The sequence below is a fragment of the Verrucomicrobiota bacterium genome (genome assembly GCA_021413925.1).
GTDB lineage: Bacteria > Verrucomicrobiota > Verrucomicrobiia > Chthoniobacterales > UBA6821 > UBA6821.
In genome coordinates, this window is sequence record JAIOPL010000013.1 from 206,214 (window position 1) to 224,472 (window position 18,259).

General features: G+C 58.8%; 17 protein-coding genes, 1 tRNA gene and 1 riboswitch. Of the genes, 8 read left to right on the forward strand and 10 right to left on the reverse strand.

Going from position 1 to position 18,259, the window contains the following annotated elements:
* Positions 1 to 68 precede the first annotated feature (68 nt).
* A riboswitch (SAM riboswitch) is annotated at positions 69 to 184 on the reverse strand.
* Between the two features lie 101 nt (positions 185 to 285).
* A tRNA-Arg gene (locus tag K8R57_06840) sits at positions 286 to 359 on the forward strand.
* A gap of 11 nt (positions 360 to 370) precedes the next feature.
* Here the strand turns inward: K8R57_06840 and K8R57_06845 are convergent.
* The 6 genes from K8R57_06845 to K8R57_06870 form a co-directional block, all read right to left on the reverse strand.
* Positions 371 to 1,273 (reverse strand): Brp/Blh family beta-carotene 15,15'-dioxygenase, encoded by a 903-nt coding sequence (locus tag K8R57_06845; GenBank protein ID MCE9588014.1) that lies wholly within the window; start codon positions 1,271 to 1,273, stop codon positions 371 to 373.
* A 5-nt stretch (positions 1,274 to 1,278) separates the two neighbouring features.
* Positions 1,279 to 2,475: a hypothetical protein gene (locus K8R57_06850; protein MCE9588015.1), complete on the reverse strand. Its 1,197-nt coding sequence runs from the start codon at positions 2,473 to 2,475 to the stop codon at positions 1,279 to 1,281.
* Positions 2,472 to 3,392 carry a phytoene/squalene synthase family protein gene (locus K8R57_06855; GenBank protein ID MCE9588016.1) on the reverse strand — a complete coding sequence of 307 codons (921 nt, stop codon included), beginning with the start codon at positions 3,390 to 3,392 and terminating at the stop codon, positions 2,472 to 2,474. Before K8R57_06855 ends, K8R57_06850 begins: the two co-directional genes overlap by 4 nt.
* 7 nt (positions 3,393 to 3,399) lie before the next feature.
* Positions 3,400 to 4,884, reverse strand: coding sequence for a phytoene desaturase (crtI, locus tag K8R57_06860; GenBank protein ID MCE9588017.1), 1,485 nt, complete (start codon positions 4,882 to 4,884; stop codon positions 3,400 to 3,402).
* A 13-nt stretch (positions 4,885 to 4,897) separates the two neighbouring features.
* Positions 4,898 to 5,815 carry a polyprenyl synthetase family protein gene (locus K8R57_06865; protein ID MCE9588018.1) on the reverse strand — a complete coding sequence of 306 codons (918 nt, stop codon included), beginning with the start codon at positions 5,813 to 5,815 and terminating at the stop codon, positions 4,898 to 4,900.
* Between the two features lie 100 nt (positions 5,816 to 5,915).
* Entirely contained in the window at positions 5,916 to 6,704 is a 789-nt protein-coding gene (locus tag K8R57_06870) for a bacteriorhodopsin (GenBank protein ID MCE9588019.1), read from the reverse strand.
* A gap of 196 nt (positions 6,705 to 6,900) precedes the next feature.
* Between K8R57_06870 and K8R57_06875 the strand changes: the two genes are divergently transcribed.
* Positions 6,901 to 7,521: a heme-binding protein gene (locus K8R57_06875; protein MCE9588020.1), complete on the forward strand. Its 621-nt coding sequence runs from the start codon at positions 6,901 to 6,903 to the stop codon at positions 7,519 to 7,521.
* An 18-nt stretch (positions 7,522 to 7,539) separates the two neighbouring features.
* On the forward strand, positions 7,540 to 8,091 hold the full coding sequence (locus tag K8R57_06880; GenBank protein ID MCE9588021.1) for a methylated-DNA--[protein]-cysteine S-methyltransferase: 552 nt from the start codon (positions 7,540 to 7,542) through the stop codon (positions 8,089 to 8,091).
* Between the two features lie 14 nt (positions 8,092 to 8,105).
* Here K8R57_06880 and K8R57_06885 read toward each other — a convergent pair whose 3' ends face one another.
* The 4 genes from K8R57_06885 to K8R57_06900 all read right to left on the reverse strand — a co-directional run bounded on the left by K8R57_06885 (position 8,106) and on the right by K8R57_06900 (position 13,585).
* Positions 8,106 to 9,569 (reverse strand): TolC family protein, encoded by a 1,464-nt coding sequence (locus K8R57_06885; GenBank protein MCE9588022.1) that lies wholly within the window; start codon positions 9,567 to 9,569, stop codon positions 8,106 to 8,108.
* Positions 9,570 to 9,588: 19 nt separating this feature from the next.
* Complete coding sequence (locus K8R57_06890) at positions 9,589 to 11,574, reverse strand: ABC transporter permease (protein ID MCE9588023.1); 1,986 nt, start codon at positions 11,572 to 11,574, stop codon at positions 9,589 to 9,591.
* Positions 11,574 to 12,689 carry an efflux RND transporter periplasmic adaptor subunit gene (locus K8R57_06895; GenBank protein MCE9588024.1) on the reverse strand — a complete coding sequence of 372 codons (1,116 nt, stop codon included), beginning with the start codon at positions 12,687 to 12,689 and terminating at the stop codon, positions 11,574 to 11,576. The genes K8R57_06890 and K8R57_06895 overlap by 1 nt, the downstream gene beginning before the upstream one ends.
* 119 nt (positions 12,690 to 12,808) lie before the next feature.
* A complete protein-coding gene (locus K8R57_06900; GenBank protein ID MCE9588025.1) occupies positions 12,809 to 13,585 on the reverse strand; it encodes an RluA family pseudouridine synthase in 777 nt (258 codons plus the stop codon).
* 25 nt (positions 13,586 to 13,610) lie between these two features.
* Between K8R57_06900 and K8R57_06905 the strand changes: the two genes are divergently transcribed.
* From K8R57_06905 to K8R57_06925, 5 genes are all read left to right on the forward strand, one after another.
* Complete coding sequence (locus tag K8R57_06905) at positions 13,611 to 14,279, forward strand: ABC transporter ATP-binding protein (GenBank protein MCE9588026.1); 669 nt, start codon at positions 13,611 to 13,613, stop codon at positions 14,277 to 14,279.
* Between the two features lie 49 nt (positions 14,280 to 14,328).
* A complete protein-coding gene (locus K8R57_06910; protein ID MCE9588027.1) occupies positions 14,329 to 15,633 on the forward strand; it encodes a bifunctional UDP-3-O-[3-hydroxymyristoyl] N-acetylglucosamine deacetylase/3-hydroxyacyl-ACP dehydratase in 1,305 nt (434 codons plus the stop codon).
* Positions 15,634 to 15,642: 9 nt separating this feature from the next.
* Complete coding sequence (lpxA, locus tag K8R57_06915) at positions 15,643 to 16,416, forward strand: acyl-ACP--UDP-N-acetylglucosamine O-acyltransferase (GenBank protein ID MCE9588028.1); 774 nt, start codon at positions 15,643 to 15,645, stop codon at positions 16,414 to 16,416.
* An 87-nt stretch (positions 16,417 to 16,503) separates the two neighbouring features.
* On the forward strand, positions 16,504 to 17,325 hold the full coding sequence (locus K8R57_06920; GenBank protein MCE9588029.1) for an MBL fold metallo-hydrolase: 822 nt from the start codon (positions 16,504 to 16,506) through the stop codon (positions 17,323 to 17,325).
* Between the two features lie 25 nt (positions 17,326 to 17,350).
* On the forward strand, positions 17,351 to 18,241 hold the full coding sequence (locus K8R57_06925; GenBank protein ID MCE9588030.1) for an NAD(P)-dependent oxidoreductase: 891 nt from the start codon (positions 17,351 to 17,353) through the stop codon (positions 18,239 to 18,241).
* The last annotated feature ends 18 nt before the right edge of the window (positions 18,242 to 18,259 follow it).

Sequence of the window (18,259 nt, forward strand, 5' to 3'; positions counted from 1 at the left end):
GTTTTCCCATCAAGAGTGCCGAGGAGACCTGGTGCCTCAATCCCTGCGGATCATCGGCTCTGCCAAGTATCTCATCTTTTCCCCGATTGCTCGGAGCTGGATTTGGCACCTGGGCCTACGAAAAAATTCCGCAGCGGTTGCCGTGACATCAGCGGGCCAGTCCCTCCGTCACTCTTGATAAGATTGAGCAAGCATCATTGATCTTCAGATTCGTATCGTCAAGAGAAGTTTCAGTAAATGCGTTGACCAGTGAGTCGTTCACTGCTTATGTTTTCTCCCCCTAACGCAGCCATAGCTCAATTGGATAGAGCATCTGACTACGGATCAGAAGGTTTGAGGTTCGACTCCTCATGGCTGCACTCTCTTTTTATCAGGGTCTCTGAAATGCACCCTTGATCCACCCAGAAAATCGGACGCGTTCCACTAGCGCCATGTGAGGGACGGTCAGCGCGGCCAGCCCTACAAAAACAATCTGAATCAGGCGTTCATCGAGGGACTTTCCCTTGAGGAACCACCAGACAAGCGCCGAAACCGCGACGACGCCGATCATCGGCAGGAGAGCAGAAAGAGCCAGGAGGCGTCTCGAAAGAGATCCCGAGTAGTCGATTGTCCTGAGGATATGGCGCGCGCTATGCATGCCGCAAAAGAAGAGGGTGAATGCGATGAGCGGAGGCGCAGCAACACTCAGCAAAACGACGGAAGCTATCTCCATGGCTCCCAGCCAATCTCTCCACGCGAGAAGGATCACTCCGAGTGCAACGCACGGTAGCCAGATCCAGGCAATCAGCTTGATCCATGGCATGAGCAGAAGGGCCGGCTCATCACCCACAAGAAGCCCAAAAAGACGCGACATCTCCTCCGAATGAAGTAGGGCGGGCAATAGGAGCACGCTTCCCCCGTAGAGGATTCGAGTCGCGTGAGGGGTTCCTTCCTCAGGATCCCCCGAGAAATGGGCCGCTGAGATTAAAAGAAACAAAATCAAAAAACCCATCGGCGCCCACCACCAAACCGCCACAACAACTACCGCTAGAAGAAGATAGATCATGGTGAAAAGCATCCAGTCCGTTGGCTTCCGAAGATCGTAAAGTCTGTAAGCAAAGATCGTGTCGAAAGCTCCGTGCGGGACCCCCAGGAGAAGGATCAAGGTCGCAAGGATGATGAGTCCTGATTGCCCGTTGAAATTCCCCTTCTGGAACCCAACCAGCGCGAAAAAAGCCGCCGCTCCAAGCGCGCAGAGGCTGAATGCAAATCCCTGGATACGGAGCGGGCTCATTGGTTTCATCGCCCCCTTTTTCCTCTTATTTCTTTTTTCCATTTGTGGCCGGAGGGTAACCCAACGGTCTTGGCCAATTCGCTCAGAAAAGGCACCGGAGGGAGCGATGCCATGATCGTGAGGCAATCGGCGAGACTCGCGCGATCACTCATGAAGCGGGCCACGCGAACCGGGTCCACCTTGGAAAAGAGTGAAAAGAAAAGATCGGGAGCCAGTTCGGGACGGGAGTAAAGCACATGCAGAAAAAGAGCATCCATGGTGCGGATAATGTGAGGATCTTGCCGATGGGATATTGGGGGACGGCCCTTGGCCAACTCTATGGCGCACTCTTGCGACCACTTCCAGATACGCTGAAAGGCGTATCCACTGCTGGGTCTGGCCCCTCCGGCCATCAGTCCCGCACGGACGTAGCTGGGATCTTTCTGTCGATTTTTCGGAGGTGACCCCATGGGGAGGATTCCATGCTCCCTCCTCCCGCTTGAGTAAGGGCACCCTTGAAGTCGTTGTTTGACGAGTGCGCCGAACGACTCCTCCAAATCTTCTGCTCTCAAAGGCTCCGGTCCGAAAACCGTAGCCTCCACAAGGGCTTCCCTCTTGGAGAAAGGAAGAACGTAGAGGAAGAGGATTCTTTCGGATGAACTTCCAGAAAAATCCATCAACTCCGCGCAACCCGGATCAAAGATCTCCTCCTCAGTTGTGATCTCCTCCCCAAGGAACGACTGCCAAAGAAGGGGTTCAAAGTCACCAGAATGCGGAACCTTGGGACGAGTGTCCACGATCCTTGGGGCTGTGTAGACGCCCATGGGAGTCTCTACATGCCAGAGCCCACCTCTCTTTAAAATCTCACCCGAGACGACGCTCTCCATCTTCAAGTTGATCCGAGAAGACTGGGCAATCACTCCTTGTGCAGCCTGGTAGAAGTCTTTGGAGGCGACCATGAGGTAGGGATTTTCTTTGCAGCTACGGGTGATGCGATCCCTGGCCGTGGCAATTGAAAAAGATTCCCACCGGTGGGTTGCGAGCTTTTCCGAATCGGACCCAAAACCGCCCCAAAAACACCAGGTGCGGTCATTGGTATATTCCTGCCTGCCCTCGAGAATAAGGGTCCGGGGGCAGGCCGCTCCATAGTTGGCAAGATTCATACCGAGGCTCAACCCGGCACAACCACCCCCCAGGATGATGAGATCGGATTGATTGTTCATGGAGCGATCTCAAGGCCTGCAAGTGCGATGTGGAGTTCCGAGCGGTGAGCGCAGGTAGCGGACCAAAACGATCTCTTACTCGATCTCCCCTGCGTGACGCTCGTGAGAGCCTTCACAGTAATCAGTGCCTTTTGAGCGGAGGAGACCATCGCACGTCGAGACCAGCAATCTCCCTTGCGTGAAATAAGATCGAGCCCAATGCCATGGTAGACCCTGGAGGCGATCAAGATAGCCCCGCGTGCACGCAAGGGCAGGTAGGAGAGTCCCTCCTCGCCGCTTCGGTAGTAGTCTTCGGAAAGTTGCAAGAGTTCGAGTGCGCCCGAGGCAATCTTAGCGCACACGGCAGTGTTGGGGTTGATCAACTCTAGAGGAGAGAGATCTCCAACAAGGGTCGAGGGAAGGTATCGACGGCCCATTGCAGCATCCTCAAGGACATCGCGACAGATATTGGTCAATTGCATGGCAATCCCAAGGTCGACGGCATGCGGATAGGCTGCTGGGGAGCTGACATCGAGAACACGGCACATCATGAGGCCCACGGTGCCGGCCACGCGGTAGCAGTAGCGGATGAGCTCATCCACGTCAGCGATCCGAACCTCCTCCAGATCCGAGGCGATTCCATTGATGAGTTCAAGAATCGGCTCTTTCGAAATACCACACTCTCGGGCCAGTGAGAGGCCGTCGCTGAGCGAGGCATCAGCGGATTCACCCCTCAGGACATCTTCCCGGACCGCTTTGAGTTTTGAGCGCGCCTCGTCGGGGGAGGGGGACTCATCGGCAAGATCGTCCAAATAACGACAAAATGCATAAAGCCTTGTTGCTCTCTCCGCATGCCTGCTCCCTAAAAAGTGTCGCGCCCAATAAAAACTGCGCCCCTTGCTGGAGAGCACCTCGTTGGCAGAGGGTGCCACGCTCATGCCGGACTCATGCCGGATTAAAGGCTTCGGCGCGCGGCAGGAGGGCATCCACCACTTTTGCCGAACAGAGAACTCCGGGCAATCCAGCACCTGGGTGGGTGCCTGCGCCTGTGAGGAAGAGATTCTTGATCCCCTCACCTTTATTATGAAAGCGAAACCAAGCAGACTGACGGAAAATGGGGGCGATGGAAAAACCTGCCCCATGGATACTCAGATATTCATTGCTAAAATCCTCCGGAGTCTTGAAAAAATCTGCCCTGATCGTGGAGGAAAGTTCCGGAAGAATCGTCTCCTCCAAGGCCTTGACGATCCGATCCCGAAGTCTTGTTCCCTGAATGCTCCAATCAATACCGGACTGCAGATTGGGCACCGGGCAAAGGACATAAAAGCTGTCACACCCCGGAGGGGCAAAGCTTGGATCCGTGGCTGTTGGACGATGCAGGTAGAGCGAAAAGTCATCCGCCAGGATTTTTCGGTCGAAGATATCCTTGAGTAACTCCTGATACCTCGGGCCAAGCCAGATGGTGTGGTGGGCGACCTCCGGGTAGATGCGCGTCGTTCCGAAATAGAGCACAAAGAGCCCCATGGAGTATTTTGCACCGGCAAGCTTGAGTCGTGTGGAGAGCGCCTGCTTCTTGGAGCTGATCATGTTGCCGTACAGGTGAGCGGGATCTGTGTTGGTGACAACGAGGTCAGCCTTGACCATCTCTCCACCCTCCAAGAGCGCCCCTGTCGCCTTCCCATCCTCCACAACTATCCGCTCGATCGTTGTACCCAACCGGGTCGAGATCTGATGTCTCTCCATGAGGCTTCCGAGTGCAGAGGTAATCGCCGCAGTGCCACCCATCGCAAAATGGACGCCGTGTTTCCTCTCTAAATAATGGATTAGGGAATAAATGCTCGTGGTATCGAAGGGATTTCCACCAACAAGGAGCGGCTGGATCGAGAAGGCCTGCCGCAGCTTGGGACTGAAAAGGTAACGGCAGACCATTTGCCAGACGGTTTCATAGTTGCGCAGGCGAAGAAGTTTAGGAACCTGCCGTACCATGGTTAAGACACGGTGAAAAGATTCCGAGGAAAGCTCCTCAAAACCGACTTTGTAAATTCGCTTGGAATGCTCCACGAGGCGCAAATATCCCTCACGGTCCTTGGGTTCGATGCGCCCTATTTCTTCCAGGGTCTCCTCGAGCGTCCCGCCGTAATCGAAGGTGGTGCCGTCGGAGTATCTGAACCGGTACCACGGTTTCAGTGGTACGAGTTTCACATGGTCATGGAAGTTTTCCCCAAAGAGTGCAAAAAGCTCCTCAAAAAGAAACGGTGCAGTGATGACCGTGGGACCAGCATCGTGACGAAAACCCTCCCTCTCATAAATCTGTGCACGACCTCCGAGTCCCGGGGATCGATCAATCAGGGTGACCTGATATCCTTTTGCCCTGAGCCTGAGTGCAGCCGCCATGCCCCCATAACCGGCTCCGATAACGAGCGCATGCATAGGCGGATGATAATCAGCGCATCGCTTCGAGGCGATGAGAGAGTTCCTGGGCAAGCTCCCGGAGCAGCGCTCCAGAGCCGTTGGGAAGTGATCCAGCGAGTGAGGTCGCCTTGGCCAGATGCGCGAGCGCGTGACTGCGCGCCTTCTCCGATGCCTCGTTGATCTGGCAGCGGCTTGCAGCGGCAATCACCAGCAGTGCATTGACGGAAAGGGTCCCGCGATCCTGCTCCACATCCTCCATATCATCAGCGATCTGATATCCGATGGCAAAGTGCTCAGCGGCGCGCCGCGCGTCCTCCGACCACATCCCTTTGGAGGAACCCTTGAGGGCAAGCTCCAGCGGAAGGCTCAAAAGTGCGCCTGACTTGGCGGAGGCGATGGAGTCGTATGCAGCCATGTCGCTCTCTTCATCTCCGATCGGGACAAGCCGCGCGCACTGACCCCCTATCACGACTGCAATGCGGGAGTGAACTAAGGATAGCAACTCGGGAAGGAGAAGGACATTGCTGAATCGCGCAAGGGCTGCATAGGCGGCTGAGAGAAGCAAATCCCCGGAACACAGGGCGACATGGAAGCCATAGGCTGCGTGGACGGTTTCGACTCCGCGACGGAATTGCTGGCGATCTTCCAGATCATCATGCACAAGGGAAGCATTGTGGATGAGCTCGACACAGGAGGCAATGGCCACCGAATCCTCCGGCGGAAGCCCAAGGGCGCTCCCCGCAGAGAGTGCAAGCCTGGCACGAATACGCTGACCTCCAGAGGAGAGGTGATAGGACGCAGCACGGGTTGAGTCCGAACGCCCCTCAATCAATCCTGCCGATCCCGCCAGCGATGCATGGACTACTTCCGTCATCCTCTCCTCCACCACGCCGAGGAGGGACTCGCCATGGAGTCCGGATCCGACCCTTATCTTGGGAATCGTGGACATAGAGGTAGGCCTAGGGGATAGTGCCCGAAAACTGACCTTACTGTATAAAGGAAATCCGCGCGCCGAATAAACCGGCGCACGGAGAAACCTCTAAACGTTACTAGGCGTGGGCTTCTGTCTCGGTGACAGCAGCAGCCCAGATGATGACACCGAAGGCGATTTTATTGAGCACGTCGGCCAAGTTATAAACAATGTTCAGGCCTTTCATGCTATCCTCGTGGTTCATTCCGGTGAGGTAGCCGACGAAGTAACCGATGGGATAGATCGCCCATCCGAAGGTGACGATCAGACGCATGAGGTTGAACGCCGTCTTGACTGCAGGAGGTGACTGGTGAGCGTTGATACGACTCGCCTCGCCGAAGAAAATCTCAAAAAGGATGAAGGCCCAACCGAGCATTCCAACAATGAATGCAGGAAGTGCGGGGACATAACCGGCCTCGCCCACATATCCGCCGACGAGCATGACAAGGGTTCCAATCAGCAAGCGCCAGAAAACGCCTGCGGGAACCTTCGTGATTGCCGAGAGGATCAGGAAGAACTCCACCATGAGGAGCGGCACGGTGATGAGCCAGTCAATGTAGCGGTAGACGGTCGGGGTGTCGTGGGTGGTTACCCAAACCTCACGCATGTAGAAGTAGTGAACGGCGGCGACCAAGGTCACGAGGCCGGAGACGGTGAGGGAAGTCTTCCACTTTCCAGAAACCCGCTGGGTTTCGAGGAAGAAAAACGCGGTGGAGGCGACAAGCGCCATGGAGATCAGCCAGAAAGAAATCCCGACAAAATCATTTGGCTCAAGGACAACTCCTGCGGAAGCTTGGGCTCTTGCAGGTATGAGGAGGGCCGCAAATGCGACTAGCGATAGTTTGGGGAGTAGGGATCGTATCTTCATTTTTCTAGGGGGTTGAGGTTGTTCATTAACCGACATATGAGATTACAGAACTAAAAACCCAAGAACGCAAAAAAAATCGTACCCGCAGGTTCTTCTGCTCTGTCCAGGAAGGGTTGGGTTAACACCACTACGATTTACTTCATTTCCTCCTTCATAATCCTTTGACGGGATTCGTTTCTTGGCTTGAAGTAGAATTATGAAGATTGCTACCTCCTCGTCTTCCAAGAGATGGCTTTTTATGATGATCGCCCTGCTCTCTTCACTATTTGTTAGCTGCGAGAAGTCGAAGTATGAATCCCCCGAGTACAAGGTCGTGAAGAAAGAGGGCTCCTTCGAGATCCGGGACTATCCCGAACTCACGATCGTCTCAACTCCGATGCAGAAGCGCGGTGAGGACGGATCCTTCATGAAGCTCTTCCGTTTTATCTCTGGACGCAACGAGCGCTCCCAGAAGATCTCCATGACCACTCCCGTGCTGATGACGGGCGCTGAGTCGGGAATCATGAGCTTTATCGTGCCGAAGGATGTCGCTCAGCAAGGCGTCCCGACCCCCTCGAATCCCGAGGTGACGATCAGCACCAAGCCTCCGGCCCGCTACGCTGCCTATCGCTTCTCAGGACCGAGCAAGCCCGGACCCAGTGAGGCAGCCGCGAAAAAACTCCTCGCCTGGGTCGACTCGAAACATCTCCCGACCTCCGGTTCACTATCGCCTATGTACGCCTACTACAATCCGCCATGGACACCCGGATTTATGAGACGAAACGAGGTTTTGCTTCGATTGGCCCCTTTGGCATCTAAGGCGCCGGACAATCCCTAGGAGGCGATCAGCCAGCGCATGGATCTCTGGCTCTCACCACATGATGCCAGAGTCCGCTCCCTCCGCGCGGAGGGAGAATTGCTCTGCGGAGTTGCCCGCTCCCCTTTTGGTTACTGCATCGCACTGACAGGAGGCGATTATCTACTCGCACTTCGCTTCGTGGAGAGTCGAGAAGAAGGCATTGTTTCTCTTCAATCCGAGTGGCCCAAGACACCTCTACGCTACTCTCCTGAGGTCGAGCGACTGATCGTACGAGGCTTTGAAAATCCCTCCTTGGTTCCAGTTCTTGCGATCGGAACACCCTTCCAGCTCACGGTCTGGGAATATCTCCGGCGCAATCGTGCTTCGGTGACCCTGACCTACGGGGAACTGGCGCGCGCGATCGGTCGACCCAAAGCTGCACGTGCAGTTGGTCGGGCCGTCGCTGCCAATGGTATTGCTTTCCTGATCCCATGCCATCGCGTCATTTCCCGGGGAAAACTCACGGGCTACCGCTGGGGGCTGGAGCGCAAAAGGAATCTCTTGGCTTGGGAGTTGGCCAACCGCGACCCGCTAGAGATGCCTTTCTAATAAACCAGGGGAAACTAGGCCCCGGGCAATGAAAGCCTCGGGAACTCCAGGGCCGAGTCGCGGAATAGGGATGCCGAAGAGACGGGGCCCACGCTTTCCCCGAGAGAGAGGAAGATATCGATGCGGTTGTTAAGCTTGAGGAGACGCGTGTTCATTAGGACACTCTCGGCGGACAGCATGCTACGCTGGGCCTGCAGGAGCGATACGATGTCGATCTGGCCGGATTTGTATCGCACGGTGGCGATCTGGTAGGCCTGACGGAGTTCCCCGAGCGCCTTCTCCTGGAGTCGTTCGCGGGAGACAAGCGTGACCTCGTTGGAGAGTGTGTTCTCGACTTCCCGGAATGCGTTGAGTACTTGCTGGGCGTAGGCGGCCGCCGCGGTGTCGCGCTGAGCTTTGGTGAACCTCACGTTCCCGGAAATCCTGCCACCGTCGAGGATCGGAGCCGTGAGGTTGGCCGCCACCGTGTAGAGGAAGCTGCTGTCATTGGTGACGTCCTGCAGGAGAACCGAAGGCGTCCCCGCCGTGGAGGTAATGGCCAGCTTCGGCAAGCGCTCGGTCTTGGCGGAGAAGAGACGGTTTTCCGACGCGAAGAGATTCCAATCGGCCGCGCGCAGGTCGGGACGGCGAAGGAGCAATTCGGAGGGAATTCCGGCCGGAACCTCCGGAATGATACGGGGGAAGGAAGCGCGCCGGTCTTCCAGTTCGGCGGAGGGATAACGGCCGAGAAGGATTTCGAGGGAGCGCTTGGCATCGGCGTAGTTCTGCCGTCGCTGGACAAGATTCGCCTCGGCATTGGTCTCGTCGGCGCTGCTCAGACGGACGTCGAAGGCGGAGACCGCGCCGTTCTCGAAGCGTGCCCTCGCGAGATCCCGCGTTTTGCGCAGGCTCGCCAGCGTCTCTTCGGCGATACGAACCTGCTCGCGGCTCTCGATCACGGAGAACCATCCCTTGGCGGCCTGTCCGGCAAGGGAGAGCCGCGCTCCCTCGTAGGTGAAGGTCGCAGAGGCGGCATCTGCCTTGGCGGCCTTGGAGAGGGATCTCAGGCGGCCCCAGACATCCAGTTCCCAGCTAAGGGCAAGGTTGAGGGTGTAGTTCCAGTTGCCCGGATTGATCTGATAGTTGACAGACTGCGCGTTGTAGATCGGCGTGTCGTTGACTGAAGCGCCCGCCCTCACCCCCATCTGGGGATAGAGGTCGGCGGTGGCGACTCGGGATTTCGCGACGGCCGCCTCAAGGCGTCCCGCTGCGGCCTTCAGGTCGTAGTTATCGGAGAGGACGCCACGCACCACGGAATCGAGCATGGGGTCGCGGAAGGTGGAGAGCCATCCGGAAGGGGCAAGCGGGGATTTCAGGCCCGTGGCCTTCCATTCGCTGGGAACGGCCACGGGGGATGTCGGGCCTTTCTTCCGTGGCGTGGAGCAACCCGGCACGAACACGGCAAGAAGCAGCGCCGTCAACGGGAGGGTTCTGTTCATTGCGGGGGCCATGGGACGACTATTCCGAGCTGAGTGCGACCACGGGATCAAGTCGGGAAGCCTTGCGGGCCGGCCAAAAACCGAACAGAACCCCCGTGGTGAAGGCCGCAGCAAAGGATAGCACGACGGGCGCGAGCGTGACGACCGCTTTGGATTCCCCGATGGTCACGAACTCAGAGACCAGCATCCCGATAAGCACCCCGATCACCCCTCCCAGCAGACAGACGAGGATCGCCTCGGTGAGAAACTGGAGCTGGATATCGCGGCTGCGCGCCCCGCAGGCCATGCGGACACCGATCTCGCGGGTCCTCTCGACGACGTTCACCAGCATGATGTTCATGACGCCGATTCCCCCGACAAGCAGTGAGATCACCCCGACAGCGCCCAAGAGGAAGCGGAAGGAGTTCTGGGTGTTGCGGTTCGTCTCGATCATCGCGGCCTGGTTGAAGATCCTGAAGTCCTCCTGCTGCCTGAGACGATTTAGGCGCGAACGAATCTCGTCCTGCACCACCTCGACGTTCCTGAAATCATCGACCGTGACGCTGATCTGATTGATCCGGACGCTCCGGAAGATGCGCGCCTCGCCAGTGGAGAGGGGAATGAGGGCGATGTCGTCCTCGCGGTCGCGACCGTCGGCACTCCCGCCGCTCACCGTGATCACGCCGACGACTAGGAAGGGGGCTCCGTCGATCAGGATTCTCTTACCGACCGGATCGGTCCTATCGGGGAAAAGCTCAAGGTAGGCCTTCATCCCCAGCACGACCACGGGGGCCCTCTCCTCCTCGTCCCGCTCGTCGAAGAACCCGCCCCGGACCATCACCCTGTTTTCCGCCCTGATGAAGGAGGGGGTCGTGGCCAGCACGGTGCAGGCGTAGATCCTGTCACGGTAGCGCAAAGTGCGTGACGAGAAGACCCTTGGCACGATCTCCTGCACATGGGTGATGTCGGCGATCGCCCGGGCATCCTGAAGGGTAAGGATGCCGCCTGAGGCCGACATCTTCGCCCCCGGTTCGATCCTCAGCACATTGGTCCCCATGCGGCTCATCCATTTCTGCATGTCGCGGCGAGACCCCTCGCCGATAGCCAGCATGACCACCACCGAGGCGACACCGATGATGATGCCGAGCATGGTGAGGAAGGTTCGGAAGCTGTTTGCCTGGAGCGCATGGAGCGCCATGCGGAACGCCTCGGCTGCATCGGCAAGGAGTGCGATCCTCCTCCTCTCCGTCGAGGAAGGCAGCGTAGGAAGGGATCCCGCTTCCTGAAGCGCCGCCTCCGGCGCGGCGGAGCGCTCCGTCGCCTCATCGGAAATGATCCCGCCGTCGACGATGCGTATTACCCGGTCGGCCTGCGCGGCCACACCGGGATCGTGGGTGATGAGGATGACGGTGAGGCCCTGCCGGTGGAGTTCCCTGATGCGGGCTATGAGCTCCTGTCCGCGGGCCGTGTCGAGGGCGCCCGTCGGCTCGTCGGCGAGGATGATCTCCCCTCCGTTCATGAGGGCGCGCGCCACGGCAACACGCTGCTGCTCGCCGCCGGAGAGTTGCGGCGGCCTGTTGGCGATCCGGTGCCCGAGACCTAACCCCTCCAGCAGGCTGACAGCCCTCTCCCTGCGTTGCGCGGAGGGCATCCCGATGTAGGCACCGGGCAACCCGACATTCTCGACAGCCGTCTCGTTGGCCAGGAGATTGTAGCGCTGGAAGATGAAGCCGAAGGTCTTTCCCCTTGCCTCGGCACGCTGATCCGCCGAGAGACTGGAAACATCCCGCCCCTGGAGCTCGAAGGATCCGGCCGTCGGCGAATCCATGAGGCCGAGGATATTCATCAGCGTGGTCTTCCCGGAGCCGGAGGGGCCGACAATGGCGACGAATTCACCCGATTCGATACTAAGGTCGATGCCGTGGAGAATGCGCGTCGAGGCGCCTCCCGATTCGTAATTCTTCACGATCCCCCTAAGGAGGATGGCGGGAGCCTTCCCCCTTCCCGATCCGTCGGGGGTTTCCATTAGCGAGGGCGGGCCTTCTGCCGCATTTCGATGGGGCCGGTGATCACCTGGTCGCCCACCGAGAGCCCCGACACCACCTCGGCGGTGACGCGGTTTTTCATTCCCAGGACCACGCAGACCTCGACCGGCTTTCCATCACGCAGCACGAAGACCCTCGTGCCGGCATCAGCGGCGGGCTTCTTCTGCGGGGAGTTGGCGGACAATGGGCGCCGGGCGGCATAATCGATGGCGGCGAGCGGCATAAGCAGCACGTCGTCCCTGTGCATCATGGGAAAAAAGACCTGCGCGGTCATCGACGGCATGAGCATCAATCCCGGGTTCGGGACGTCGAAGAGGGTGTTGTAAAAGATCGGCGGATTCGTCGTGGTGGGACTGGGCTCCATGCCCCGGACCTTCCCTTCGTGCTTCGTTTCGGGATCCCCAAGCGAGGTAAAATAGACAGAAGCCCCGGGGCGGATCCTCTGGACATCGGCCTCTGAGACCTGCGCCTTCACGGTCATGGTGGCCATGTCGGCAAGACGGAAGAGGATCGGCGCCGTCTGGGTGGCATTCAGGGTCTGCCCTTCGCGGGCCTGGATCTGGATGACGGTCCCGTCGATCGGGGCGCTGATTTTAGTGAATCCGAGGTTCGCCGCGGCTGCATCAAGGCTTCCCTGGGCCTTCTCGATCTGGGCGTTGATGGCGTCGATGGCGGCCTTCGAGCGCGCGAACTCGGCTTCAGAAAAATTGACCTCGTCGATGCTGACGGCGTCGCTCTTGACCAGGTTGCGGTTTCGCTCGAAGCGCTGGGCGGCAAGCTTGAGGGTCGCCTCGGCGGAGACCAGTCTCGCGGTGAGATCCTTCAGGTTCGCCTGTTCCTGGATCACCTGCGCCCTGAAGAGGGTCGGATCGATCTGCGCGAGGAGATCACCTTTCTTCACGGTCTGACCAATCTGGACGGCGATTTTTTTCAGGATACCCGAAACCTGCGTCCCAATATCGACATACTGGCTTGCTTCCAGTACGCCGGTCGCCGTGACGGCATCCTCGAGCGCTCCCTTGATGATCGTTCCGGTGATGTAGGTCTCGGGCTCCGCGGAGCTTCTCATCTTCCAGAAAGCAAACAGCCCGGTCATCAGAAGCAACCAGGGAAGCCAACGAAAGATGGGAAAACGGGGGAGCTCCATGGAAACACAGGGAGTGGCAGTTTATCAAAGGAAAGTGAGCAAACGAGCGTTTTCTCAGCTGGCTACCTTCAACCACATGCCTTCAACCACTGTGCCAGATCCTCTGCAAGGGCGGATTCCCAGCGGAGGTTCTGACCCAGATAATCCAGCTCCAGCAAGCAGGAATGAAGCGCGTGGCGTGGAAGCCAGAGCTGGGCCGCAAGTTCCGCGGTCCAGCCGGTCTCGATAAACTTCAGGTAGCATTCCTCGGAGGGGCCATAGATCTTGTCCCCAACCACGGGATGGCCCGAGTAAGACAGATGAATGCGGATCTGATGCGTCTTGCCGGTGAAAGGAATGCAGTGGATGAGAGAGATAGCGCCATGCTTCGGATGTGTCAGTCTTTTCAGAACGCGAAAGGCCGTGTGCGAAGGCGCCCCCTCCGGGTGCACCCCGCGCTTGAGCCAGATCCGAGAGTCCTGCATCTCGCCTAGCCTCAGGATCGGCTTCCGTACCTCCCATTGATCGATTTCAGGCCAGCCTGTAACGATGGCCTGATACTCCTTCTGCACCTCCCCCCGCGCCATCGTCATGCTGCAGACGCGTGCGGCTGCGGCATTCTTGGCCACGAGGACGATGCCACTAGTCTCACGGTCGAGCCGGTTGATCAGGGAAACCTGGCCTCCTCCGGCGATCTCGTAGGCAAGGAGTTCCTTGAGCCGGTCCCAGAGCGTCACCGGATCGCCCGGCTTGCTGGGATGGATGAGCAGGAAGGGGGGCTTCTCCACAGCCAGCAGATCGGGGGTTTCCCCAAGGATTCGGAAAGCGCCGGACATGGAGGCCGGTATAGAAGCTTGCTCGGACATGGTTGGTCGTTCATTTGTGAACAACATGATCCGACTCGTCAAAGCCTCCCGCTCCTACGGCACACCTCCAGTCACGGCACTCGACTCGGTTTCTCTGGATATCGGGCGCGGTGAATTCCTCGCCATCACGGGAGCGAGCGGTTCGGGCAAAAGCACACTGCTGCACCTTTTGGGAGGTCTTGACCACCCCACCTCGGGCGAGGTCATTGTGGATGGGGTCCACCTGGAGCATGCGAATGACAAGACGCTGACCCAGTACCGGAGGCTGAAGCTGGGGATCGTTTTCCAGTTCTTCAACCTGCTTCCCTCGATGACCGTTGTGGAGAATGTAGAGCTGCCTCTCTTGCTGCGCGGCGATCCCTCCTCGGGAGTCAGGCAAGCTGCCCTGGCTATGCTCGATCAGGTCGGGATGACTCAGCGCGCCATGCACTTCCCCCACCAGCTCAGCGGGGGCGAGATGCAGCGGGCAGCCATTGCCAGGGGACTGGTCCATAGTCCGGCCCTCCTGCTTGCGGATGAACCGACGGGGAATCTGGACAGTGAAAACGCTTCCCAAGTCCTCGATGTGATTGCAAAGATTGCTTCCCGCCGCACCACCACCGTCATTATGGTAACTCACAGCGATTCGGTGGCGGCCCTGGCCGACAGGCGCATCAGGATGAAGGATGGACGTATCACTCCGGATGCCACCTGAATCGCCTCTTCATCATCCTCCTAACACCTTAATACACAGAAGATTTTCCATGGAACTCCAGCGCACTCTTGCGAAGTCTGCCAGCCTCATCGGCGCCGCCCTCCACAACGGAGGCAATGTCACTCTGACCATCCATCCCGCTCCAGTCGGCCATGGTTATAAATTTCGCCGGTCAGATCTTCCGGATGAGCCGATCGTGGATGCCCTGGTCGAGCACGTGAAGACTGTCGAGCGGTCCACCACGCTCGTGCAGGGAAATGCCAAGATCCAGACCGTCGAGCATGTCCTCTCGGCCCTGGCAGGCCTCGGTGTCGATAATGCCCTTATCGAGATGGACGCGAACGAGCCTCCGATAGGCGACGGCAGCGCCGCCCCCTATGTCGCCCTGATCCAGGAGGCCGGCATCATCGACCAGGAGGCTGTCCGCGCGCCCTTCGAACTAGGCCAACCGATTCACCTTGAGACTAGCGGCGGCTCCATCATGTCGGTTTTCCCTCATGCGGGATTCAAAATTTCCTGCACCCAGGCGAATCACGACGGCCGCTTCACCCAGTACCTCTCCCTGGAGATCTCACCCGAGGTCTATGCCCGGGAGATAGCCCCCGCGCGCACCTTCGTCCATTACGAGGATGTGAAGGATCTGATGGAAAAGGGTCTTATCAAGGGTGGCAGTCTGGAGAATGCCCTCGTGATCCGCGGCGAATCAGTTCTCAGCAAAGAACCGCTCCGGTTTCAGGACGAGTTCGTCCGGCATAAGATCCTCGATATCATCGGCGATCTAGCCCTTGCGGGACGTCCCCTGAGAGGTCATGTCGTCGCCGTCCGCCCAGGCCATGGTCCCAATACGGAACTCGCACGCGCCATCGCCAAGCGCCACAGCGACCTTCTGGCCATGGCTCCCACGCCAGTGACCTCGTCGGCACCAGTGATGGATATCAACGAGGTGATGCGTGTCCTGCCTCACCGCTATCCCTTCTTGATGGTGGATCGCGTGGTGGAATTCGACGGCGATACCAAGGCCGTCGGCGTCAAATGTATCTCGATCAACGAGCCCTTCTTCCAGGGTCATTTCCCGGGCCACCCCGTCATGCCGGGAGTCCTGCAGCTCGAGGCCATGGCTCAGGTCGCCTCCATTGTCATGATGCGCAAGAGCGAGAATACCGGAAAAATCGGCTACTTCATGAGCGCCGATGAAGTGAAGTTCCGCAAGCCAGTTTTCCCTGGCGACACACTCTTCATTCATGTGGAGATGCTCAAGGCTCGCAAGAATCTGGGCAAAGCTTCCTGCAAGTGCGTCGTGAACGGCGATGTGGTGAGCGAAGGATCACTCCTCTTTGGCATCATCAACAAATAAGAGTCCGTCATGGCACGCATTCATCCTACAGCCATCATCGAGACGACGGCCAAAATCGGCCAATCCAGCACCATCGGACCCTACTGCATCATCGGCGCAGGCGTGGTCATCGGTGAACAATGCGAGTTGCATGCCCATGTCACCATCGCCGGCCCCACGAAGATCGGCAACGGTAACAAATTCTACCCCTACTCATGCATTGGCCATCGCAGTCAGGATCTCAAGTATGAGAGCGAGCCAACCTACCTCGAGATCGGTGACGACAACTGCTTCCGCGAATTCACGACCATTCACCGCGCCACCGCGCCGGATGGAGTCACGCGCATCGGCAGCCGAGGCAACTTCCTGGCATACTCCCACATCGCCCATGACTGCGTGGTCGGGGACGATGTCGTCTTTTCCAACAATGGCACCCTGGCCGGCCATGTGATTGTCGGGGATCATGCGGTGATCGGCGGACTCAGCGGCGTCCATCAGTTCTGCCGTATCGGCGCACATGCCATTGTGGGGGGCTGTACCAAGATCGTGCAGGATGTCCCTCCCTTCCTGATCGCCGACGGCAATCCCGCGGAGATCCGCGGCGTAAATTTCGTGGGACTCGAGCGGCGCGGATTCGCGCCGGAAGCGATCCGGGAACTCCGCGATGCCTACAAGCTGGTCTACCGCAGCAATCTCAACACCACCCAGGGACTGGAGGCACTCAGGGCTCAGTTCGCCTCCTCGGAACTCGTCACCCATCTCGCGGAATTCATCGCCACCAGCGAACGCGGCATCGTACGCTGAGTCGCATCCTGCAGACGCGACTTGCTCGACGGAACTTCCCGTTGGACAAATCCCGCCTTAAAAGGAACTCTCTGCATTTTCCAAACCATGGCCCATAACATTCCACTTGAAGACGGCTTCACCGACATCATCGGCAAGGCTCAACGCGGACAATCCATCACCGACGAGGCTCTCTCCGGACTCACCGGGATCAGCCTCGGGGTAATCCAATCCCTGAAGGCGGGTGACCTTGACGAAGCCGCCCTCACGAAGGTGGCCGGAGCCTTGGGACTGGGCGCCAACGCCCTGCTGGCTCTGGCCAAGGGAACCCACCAACCCGCACCGGTCGCCGAACCGGAGGGGCTTGCCTGCTTCAACACGGTCTTCGAGGACATGACGGTGAATTCCTATCTCGTCTGGGATCCGGCCACGCGCGAGGCTGCTTTCTTCGATACCGGGGCCGACGGCCAGCCGATGCTTGATTTCGCAGCGGCCCACGACCTCAAGGTGAAGCAGATCTTCATCACCCACATCCACACGGATCACGTCCTCGACCTCGACAGGTTGCTCGAGAAAACCGGCGCCCATGCCTGGGTCTGCGTGAAGGAGCCGTTAGCGGGAGCCGAGTCGTTCGAGCCGGGCCGTTCCTTCACGATCGGAAACCTGACCGTGGAAACGCGCGTAACAAGCGGTCATGCCGCGGGTGGCGTGACCTTTGTCGTGGGTGGACTTGTCCAACCGGTCGCCATCGTCGGCGACTCGATCTTCGCCGCTTCCATGGGTGGCGGCATGGTATCCTACGCCGACGCCGTGCGGAACAACCGGGAGCAGGTGCTGACCCTGCCCGATGCGACCATCCTCTGCTCCGGACACGGCCCCCTCACCACGGTCGGAGAGCAGAAGACCGCCAATCCGTTTTTCGCAGTCTGATCACCTCACAACCAACACATATATCATGAGCAAAGAAACCATCGGAGTCGTCGGAGTCGGTCGCATGGGCGCCAACATGGCGCGACGCCTCAAGGACCAGGGGTACAGCGTCACAGCCGTCTTTGACAGCTATGCCCCGCTGGCCGTCGAGCTGGCTGCTGAAATCGGCGCGGAAGCAGTGGGATCGCTCGCTCGCGTCACGGAACTGGCCAACGTCATCATCACTGTCGTCACCGACGACAAGGCGATGCATGAGATTTTCCAACCGCAGGGGGACAGCCTGCTGACGGGGGCGAAGGGGAAGCTCTTCATCAACTGCGCCACCGTCTCCCCCGCCGTGCATCTCGCCGTCGAGGAACTCGCCCACAAGGCGGGCGCGGAATCCCTGGAAGCCTGCATGGCCTCCAGCATCACCCAGGCGCGTGAAGGAACCCTCTACCTCATGACCGGCGGCACCGACCAGGCCTTCCGACGCGCCGAACCGATCCTCAAGGATCTCAGCGTCTCGCTGCGCCACATCGGCGCCACCGGCAAGGCGGCGCAGGTCAAGGCGCTCGTCAACATGGTCATGAACATCAATACCGCGGGACTCGCCGAGGGACTGGGACTAGGGGAGGCCCTCGGCCTCGACCTGACCATACTGCGAGAGGTCTTCTCCCAGACCGGCGCGAACTCCCGGGTGCTCGTCACCGATGGCGAGGACATGCAGAACCGCGACCACTCCTGCTTCTTCTCCGGCGCCCATGCCGCGAAAGACAGCGGCATCGCCCTGGCCCTGGCCGTGGAAAAGGGACTCACCCTCCCCCTCGCCGAGGCGACCAAGAAGCAGTATGATCGGATGGTCTCCGAGGGCTTCGGCGAGCTCGATAAATCCGGAGTCGCCGAACTCACCTTCCCGGGCCGCGGCAAACACTGAAATTCACGGATCACCCCC

Bases quoted from the DNA above. Each gene is read 5' to 3' on its own strand.
- K8R57_06845 (MCE9588014.1), bottom strand. From the start codon at position 1,273: ATGAGCCCGCTCCGTATCCAGGGATTTGCATTCAGCCTCTGCGCGCTT.
- K8R57_06850 (MCE9588015.1), bottom strand. From the start codon at position 2,475: ATGAACAATCAATCCGATCTCATCATCCTGGGGGGTGGTTGTGCCGGG.
- K8R57_06855 (MCE9588016.1), bottom strand. From the start codon at position 3,392: ATGAGCGTGGCACCCTCTGCCAACGAGGTGCTCTCCAGCAAGGGGCGC.
- crtI (MCE9588017.1), bottom strand. From the start codon at position 4,884: ATGCATGCGCTCGTTATCGGAGCCGGTTATGGGGGCATGGCGGCTGCA.
- K8R57_06865 (MCE9588018.1), bottom strand. From the start codon at position 5,815: ATGTCCACGATTCCCAAGATAAGGGTCGGATCCGGACTCCATGGCGAG.
- K8R57_06870 (MCE9588019.1), bottom strand. From the start codon at position 6,704: ATGAAGATACGATCCCTACTCCCCAAACTATCGCTAGTCGCATTTGCG.
- K8R57_06875 (MCE9588020.1), top strand. From the start codon at position 6,901: ATGAAGATTGCTACCTCCTCGTCTTCCAAGAGATGGCTTTTTATGATG.
- K8R57_06880 (MCE9588021.1), top strand. From the start codon at position 7,540: ATGGATCTCTGGCTCTCACCACATGATGCCAGAGTCCGCTCCCTCCGC.
- K8R57_06885 (MCE9588022.1), bottom strand. From the start codon at position 9,569: ATGAACAGAACCCTCCCGTTGACGGCGCTGCTTCTTGCCGTGTTCGTG.
- K8R57_06890 (MCE9588023.1), bottom strand. From the start codon at position 11,574: ATGGAAACCCCCGACGGATCGGGAAGGGGGAAGGCTCCCGCCATCCTC.
- K8R57_06895 (MCE9588024.1), bottom strand. From the start codon at position 12,689: ATGACCGGGCTGTTTGCTTTCTGGAAGATGAGAAGCTCCGCGGAGCCC.
- K8R57_06900 (MCE9588025.1), bottom strand. From the start codon at position 13,585: ATGTCCGAGCAAGCTTCTATACCGGCCTCCATGTCCGGCGCTTTCCGA.
- K8R57_06905 (MCE9588026.1), top strand. From the start codon at position 13,611: ATGATCCGACTCGTCAAAGCCTCCCGCTCCTACGGCACACCTCCAGTC.
- K8R57_06910 (MCE9588027.1), top strand. From the start codon at position 14,329: ATGGAACTCCAGCGCACTCTTGCGAAGTCTGCCAGCCTCATCGGCGCC.
- lpxA (MCE9588028.1), top strand. From the start codon at position 15,643: ATGGCACGCATTCATCCTACAGCCATCATCGAGACGACGGCCAAAATC.
- K8R57_06920 (MCE9588029.1), top strand. From the start codon at position 16,504: ATGGCCCATAACATTCCACTTGAAGACGGCTTCACCGACATCATCGGC.
- K8R57_06925 (MCE9588030.1), top strand. From the start codon at position 17,351: ATGAGCAAAGAAACCATCGGAGTCGTCGGAGTCGGTCGCATGGGCGCC.